This is a genomic window from Dietzia sp. DQ11-44 (assembly GCF_014145205.1).
Taxonomy (GTDB): Bacteria; Actinomycetota; Actinomycetes; order Mycobacteriales; family Mycobacteriaceae; genus Dietzia; species Dietzia natronolimnaea.
The window spans coordinates 1-6,140 of record NZ_JAALEC010000684.1; the positions used below are offsets into that span (position 1 = coordinate 1).

The following is a 6,140-nucleotide window of genomic DNA, read 5'->3' on the forward strand; positions in this document are numbered from 1 at the left end:
TGCCGACCCACGAGCAGGCCACGGTGGAGCTCGAGCGAGCCGTCCTCGTGGTGCTCGAGCCGGAGGTTCCACCAGTTCTCCACGAAGAGCGCGACCGACGCGATGGTGCCCACCACCAGGGCGAGCACCAGCACCCCGGCGGCGATCACGGGGATCGGCAGGTCACCGATCCGGTCCCAGATCCACTCGAGCATCTCGGGAACGGCCCCGAACCAGTCCGCGACCTGGAACACGATGCCGATCCCCAGGAGACCGAACAGAGGGGTCATGACGCTGGCGGGGGCGTAGCGCACCCACCCTGGGTCGAGACGCACGAGTTCGGAGGTGTCGGTGGCGGCCCGCTCGGCGAGCAGGTGGCGGCGCAGCTCCTCGGCCACCTCGCGGTCGAGGGCGCCGAGAATGAGCCTGGACCCGTCGGTCTCCCCGCTGGCCAGTCTCACGCTGGCGATGCCCATCCGACGCTGCACCAGGTCCGCCGAGATCTCCACATTGCGCACCCGGCCGGTCGACAGACTGGTGGTGGAGCTGGAGAGGAAGCGGACGCGGCGCTCGATCCGGTGGGCGTCCACGCGGTACCTGGTCACGGCGAGCCGGGCGGTCTCGATGACGGCGGTGGCCGCGGCGCCGAGGATCGTGCCACCGATGGTCCACAGCAGGACCCACGCCAGGCCCACCCCGCCGAGGAGGAGACCGGACCCGGCGGGGACGGCGGTCGCCGCCAGGGCCCCCGCGGCCACGACGGTGCTCGCGGCGATGGTCCGCCGGTCGAGCGGCAGCCATTCGGGGGCGGGCTCCGCGGGGTCGGGCCGCGATGCCGCGAAGTGCTGCGACCCGGGCGTGGTCACGTCGCGTCCCGCTGGTCGTCCTCGGCCAGGAGCGTCAATCTGTCGACCATCTCCTCTGCCTGCGCGGCGTCCAGGGCGCTGATGCGGACCGCGCCCGAGGAGGAGGCGGTGGTGACGACGACGGTGGCCAACCCGAACTGACGCTGCAGTGGCCCGCGGGTCTTGTCGACGGTCTGCACCCGGGACAGGGGCGCGGCCCTCCACTCCTCCCAGAACAGGCCACTACGGCTGTAGATCGCCGTGTCCGTCGCTTCCCACCGGTGGATGGCCCAGCGCACCCGGGGTACCGCGACCAGTGCCACGGCGGTCGCGGCCGCCCACCCCGCCGCCACGAGCAGGACCCAGGGGAACAGGACAAGGCCCAGGACCACGGCCACCACCAACGGCCCCGCCATCCACAGTGCGACCTGCGCCGTCCACCAGCGCCGACACCGCGGGTCGACGCGGTGACGTGGTGGCCTGAGTCCGATCGATGACGAGTTCACGGTGTCCAACATAGGGCCCTGTGGAACGCTGGCGTGCATGACACTTCACCGGCGCTACCGGGCCACCGGCGCAGACCTGCCCTTCGGCGATCCGCTTCGCGCGCACGGGGTGGCCATGGAGGGATACTTCCTCCGCGTGACCGACCGCGACCGCGGCCGCGCCCTGATCGCGCTCATCGGGATCAACCGGGGGCCGGACGGGCACTGGGCGACGCTCGGCCTGGCGTCCGACGAGGTGCCTCCCCGGCCCGAGGAGATCGGGGCCCCCCGGCCGGGCGTCGGCGCGACCTCGTCGTCGTCATCTACCGAGGCGGGGACGCCACCCGCGAGGTCGGGCACGTCGTCGTCTCTCCGGCTGGCCGCCGCGCCCGAGGGGTGGGCCGATCCCGACCGCCTGGGGGCCCGCTCCGGGGATCGGTTCGAGTACCGACCGGACGGGGTGACCGTGGACATGGGCGAGGGGGCCCGCCTCCACGTGGAGATCACCGATCCCGTGGAGTGGCCGCACCGGGCCGTCGGTGGGTCGAGCGTCTTCCAGGCCGTTCCCGCCCTCAACCAGTACTGGCACCCGTGGTTGCTCGGCGGTCGGGCGCGGGGCTGGGCGGAGCTGGACGGCCGGCACTGGGAGTTCGACGGCGCCGATGTCTACGGGGAGAAGAACTGGGGCGCCGAGGGCTTTCCGGACTCCTGGTGGTGGGGGCAGGCGCAGGGATTCTCCGAACCGGACACCTGCGTGGCCTTCGCCGGCGGGCAGATCCATTCGGGCCCGCTGCGCACCGAGGTCACCGCCCTCGTGGTGCGACTTCCGGATGGTCGGGTGATCCGGCTGGGAAACCCCGTGGTCTCGCCGGTCCGGGCGCGGGTCGCTGATGACGTCTGGGCACTCGAGGGGCGCGGTTACGGTTGGCGGATCCGCGTGACCGGGCGGGCGCCCCTGGGTCGGGCGCACGTGCTGCCCGTGCCGTTGCCGTCGGAGAAGCGGAACTCGGCGGGCGCGATCGAGCACCTGTCCGGTGAGCTCGAGGTGGAGGTGAGCCGGTTCGGGCGCCATGTCTGGAGCGATCACAGTCCACAGGCCGCACTCGAGCACGGGGGGCTGGACCGCGCCGAGGCCGAGTTGCGGCGGCGTGGCGTACCCGTGGGGGAGACGGGCGCCGCGCCGGAGTGAACGAACCCGGGAGCGCGTCAGATCTTGCGCAGGCGCAGCCGCTGGATGGAGTGATCGGAGTTCTTCCGCAGCACCAGCGTCGCGCGCGGCCGGGTCGGCAGGATGTTCTCCACCAGGTTCGGGCGGTTGATCGACATCCAGATCTCGCGGGCGGCGAGCCGGGCCGCCTGGTCGGACAGATCCGCGTAGTGCGCGAAGTGCGAGTTGGGGTTGGAGAACGACGTGCTGCGCAGTTCGAGGAAGCGCTCGACGTACCACTTCTCGATGTCCTCGATCTTCGCGTCCACGTAGAGCGAGAAGTCGAACAGGTCCGAGACCATCAGTCGGGGGCCCGTCTGCAGGACGTTCAGGCCCTCGACGATGAGGATGTCCGGGCGCTGGACCTCGATGAACTCGTCGGGGACGATGTCGTACTTGGTGTGCGAGTACACGGGCGCGCGGACGACCGGGGCACCGGACTTGACCTCGGTGACGAACCTCAACAGCGCGCGCCGGTCGTAGGACTCGGGGTAGCCCTTGCGGTGCATGAGTTGGCGCCGCTGGAGTTCGCGGTTGGGGTAGAGGAAGCCGTCAGTGGTGATCAGGTCCACCCGGGGGTGGGAGTCCCAGCGGGTCAGCAGCGCGCGCAACACACGGGCGGAGGTGGACTTGCCCACCGCCACCGAGCCGGCCACCCCGATCACGAACGGCATGGGGGCGTCCACGGTCTCACCGAGGAACAGGTTGGTGGACTGGAACAGGCGCTGGCGGGCCGATACCTGGAGGTGGATGAGCCGGCTGAGCGGCAGGTAGATCTCCGCGATCTCGTCCAGGTCCAGGTGTTCGCCCAGACCGCGCAGTCCCTCGAGGTCCTGTTCGGTGAGCACCATCGGCATGGCTCGCCGCAACCGACGCCAACTCCGGCGGTCGAACTCCACGTACGGCGTGTAGTCGCCGGCATGTCTGCTCACGATTGCTGATTGTGTCAGGTGCCCACGGGGGAGAGGCCTCCAGGTGCCCTGGCACTAGACTGACGACGACGACGAGACGAGCCGTGGCCCCGACACGATTCGTACGAAGTGAGAAGCCCACGCGCGAGGAGCAACGATGACCGACCCGAACACCGATGTGTTCACCGCCTCCCTGTCCGAGTTGGACCCGGAGGTCGCCGAGGCGATGGCCGGCGAGCTGGCGCGTCAGCGCGACACGTTGGAGATGATCGCGTCCGAGAACTTCGTGCCGCGCTCGGTGTTGCAGGCTCAGGGATCGGTGCTCACCAACAAGTACGCCGAGGGCTACCCGGGTCGGCGCTACTACGGCGGGTGCGAGCACGTCGACGTGGTGGAGAACCTGGCACGGGACCGCGCCAAGGAGGTGTTCGGCGCCAAGTACGCCAACGTCCAGCCGCACGCCGGTGCCCAGGCCAACGCCGCCGTGCTCATGGCGCTCGCGAAGCCGGGTTCGAAGATCATGGGCCTGTCCCTGGCCCACGGTGGTCACCTCACCCACGGGATGAAGCTCAACTTCTCAGGCCAGCTGTACGAGGTCGCCGCCTACGAGGTGGACCCGGAGACCATGCAGGTCAACATGGACACCGTCCGCGAGATGGCCCTCGCGGAGAAGCCGGATGTCATCATCGCCGGCTGGTCGGCCTACCCGCGGACCCTGGATTTCGCGAAGTTCCGCGAGATCGCCGACGAGGTCGGCGCCAAGCTCTGGGTGGACATGGCGCACTTCGCCGGCCTGGTGGCCGCGGGACTGCACCCGAGCCCCGTTCCGCACGCCGACGTCGTGTCCACCACCGTCCACAAGACCCTGGGCGGGCCGCGCTCCGGCATGATCCTCACCAATGACCTCGAGCTGTTCAAGAAGCTCAATTCAGCGGTGTTCCCCGGCCAGCAGGGTGGGCCGCTCATGCACGCGATCGCCGCCAAGGCCACCGCCATGAAGATCGCCGGCACCGAGCAGTTCCGCGAGCGGCAGCAGCGGACCATCGAGGGCGCCAAGATCCTCGCCGAGCGGCTCATGGCCGACGACTGCCGCCAGGCCGGCGTGTCCGTCCTCACCGGAGGGACCGACGTCCACCTGGTGCTGGTGGACCTGCGCGAGTCCGACCTCGACGGCCAGCAGGCCGAGGACCTCCTCCACGAGGTCGGCATCACCGTCAATCGCAACGCCGTGCCGTTCGACCCCCGTCCGCCGATGGTGACCTCCGGTCTGCGGATCGGTACGCCCGCGCTGGCCACCCGTGGTTTCGGGGCCGAGGACTTCCGCGAGGTCGCGGACATCATCGGCACCGCCCTCGCGGCGGGTACGGACGCCGACATCACCGCCCTGCGTGGACGCGTGTCCGCGCTGGCCGCGGCCAAGCCGCTGTACGAGGGCCTCGAGGACTGGACGATCCTGGGCTGAGCGTAGGGGGCGGGCCAAGCGCAGGGGGCGCCGGAGTGGATGGTTCCGAGTCGGATGCGACGTACTCCGAACCGCGAGGTTCGAGGCCACGGTCAGGGGGATGAGGGATGGTGCAGCACGCCAGGATGGAGAGTTCCAGGTCCAAGAGGAAGGCGATTCTCCGGGTCGCGGTCGACCACTTCGGATCTGCTGGATACGAGCACACCAAGTGGGCGACGATCGCGCACGAGGTGGGAATCGGTCAGACAGCGCTATATCACTACTTTGAATCCAAAGCTCACTGCCTGCTCACGATCATGAGTACCGAGCTCGACCACTCTCATCGGCGCTTCTCTGAGGCCGTGAAGGACTCCGTGGATGCTGAATCGGCTCTGCGGGCCGCGGTGCGAGGTGTATACGACGTCACCGCCAGTGAGGCGCTTCAAGCCCGAATTCTGGTGCACCACGTCGGCATCCTGGAGACCACGCGTTCCACTGAGCGAGAAGAGGAAGAGCGCCAGACGGCGGTGGAGCACTCGCGCGCGGTGGAGCAGGACTGGATCTCGTTGCTGGCGCGCGGAATGGACTCCGGTGAGTTCCCACGGCGGGACGAGGAGGAGCTGGGACGGCTGATTCTGGGAATGGTCAGCTCCGTGTGGACCTGGCACCGGCCGGATGGGGTGCGGCCCCTCACCGCGATCGGCGATTCGGTGGCAGATGCCTGTTCACGGTTGGTGCACTGATCCGGGGTTCACGGAGCAGCGGCTACCGTTGAGGGGTGAACGAGGATACCGGTCCGGACCGGCGGAGCCTGGCCATCGGTTACGTCCCGGGCGTGCAGCCCGACAAGTGGCTCACCCGGTGGCGCGAGCGCAATCCCGACGTGCCGATCTCGGCGCGGCGCTCGGGGGATCCGCGCTCGGCGCTGGCCCGGGTCGCCGGGGACGTGGGGTTCGACGTGATCTTCCTCCGCGAACCCGACGCGGCCCCGCGATCCTCGCCGCCCGGCCTGCTCAGGGTGCCGCTGTACACCGAGACCATGGCGGTGCTGGCGGAGAAGGATCACGAGCTGGCCGCGTTCGACATGGTGGCCATGGCGGACCTCAAGGGCGAGCCGTGGCTCGACCCCGTCGACGCGATCACCGCGTCGCCCGACGAGGTCTCCGCCGCGGTGGACCTGGTCGCGGCCGGGGTCGGGCTCCTTGTCTTGCCGCTGCCGTACGCGCGGTCGCTGAGCCGCCGCGACGTGGTGGTCCGCCCGATCGACGGCGT

General features: G+C 69.9%; 7 protein-coding genes. 4 read left to right on the forward strand and 3 right to left on the reverse strand.

What is annotated here, in order from left to right:
* Window positions 1-845: PH domain-containing protein (locus G6018_RS15500; RefSeq protein WP_347237882.1), on the reverse strand; the 845-nt coding region annotated here is incomplete at its 3' end.
* The gene (locus G6018_RS15505) at window positions 842-1,330 is read right to left on the reverse strand and encodes a PH domain-containing protein (protein ID WP_182609525.1); all 489 of its coding nucleotides are present in this window, start codon (window positions 1,328-1,330) and stop codon (window positions 842-844) included. The genes G6018_RS15505 and G6018_RS15500, both read right to left, overlap by 4 nt.
* Window positions 1,331-1,367: 37 nt before the next feature.
* On the opposite strand from G6018_RS15505, the gene G6018_RS15510 reads away from it, so the two are divergent.
* Window positions 1,368-2,498, forward strand: a complete 1,131-nt coding sequence (locus G6018_RS15510) for a tocopherol cyclase family protein (RefSeq protein WP_182640100.1) — start codon at window positions 1,368-1,370, stop codon at window positions 2,496-2,498.
* Between the two features lie 17 nt (window positions 2,499-2,515).
* Here G6018_RS15510 and coaA read toward each other — a convergent pair whose 3' ends face one another.
* Window positions 2,516-3,448, reverse strand: coding sequence for a type I pantothenate kinase (coaA, locus tag G6018_RS15515; RefSeq protein ID WP_182640101.1), 933 nt, complete (start codon window positions 3,446-3,448; stop codon window positions 2,516-2,518).
* A 136-nt stretch (window positions 3,449-3,584) separates the two neighbouring features.
* Between coaA and glyA the strand changes: the two genes are divergently transcribed.
* From glyA to G6018_RS15530, 3 genes are all read left to right on the forward strand, one after another.
* Window positions 3,585-4,889 (forward strand): serine hydroxymethyltransferase, encoded by a 1,305-nt coding sequence (gene glyA, locus G6018_RS15520; RefSeq protein WP_182640102.1) that lies wholly within the window; start codon window positions 3,585-3,587, stop codon window positions 4,887-4,889.
* A gap of 107 nt (window positions 4,890-4,996) precedes the next feature.
* A complete protein-coding gene (locus G6018_RS15525) occupies window positions 4,997-5,611 on the forward strand; it encodes a TetR/AcrR family transcriptional regulator (RefSeq protein ID WP_182640103.1) in 615 nt (204 codons plus the stop codon).
* A gap of 35 nt (window positions 5,612-5,646) precedes the next feature.
* On the forward strand, window positions 5,647-6,140 hold a 494-nt coding region (locus G6018_RS15530; RefSeq protein WP_182640104.1), incomplete at its 3' end, for a LysR substrate-binding domain-containing protein.

What these genes read in the sequence shown, in the direction of transcription:
- G6018_RS15525 (WP_182640103.1), top strand. Translation starts at nt 4,997, where the DNA reads ATGGTGCAGCACGCCAGGATGGAGAGTTCCAGGTCCAAGAGGAAGGCG.
- G6018_RS15510 (WP_182640100.1), top strand. Translation starts at nt 1,368, where the DNA reads ATGACACTTCACCGGCGCTACCGGGCCACCGGCGCAGACCTGCCCTTC.
- glyA (WP_182640102.1), top strand. Translation starts at nt 3,585, where the DNA reads ATGACCGACCCGAACACCGATGTGTTCACCGCCTCCCTGTCCGAGTTG.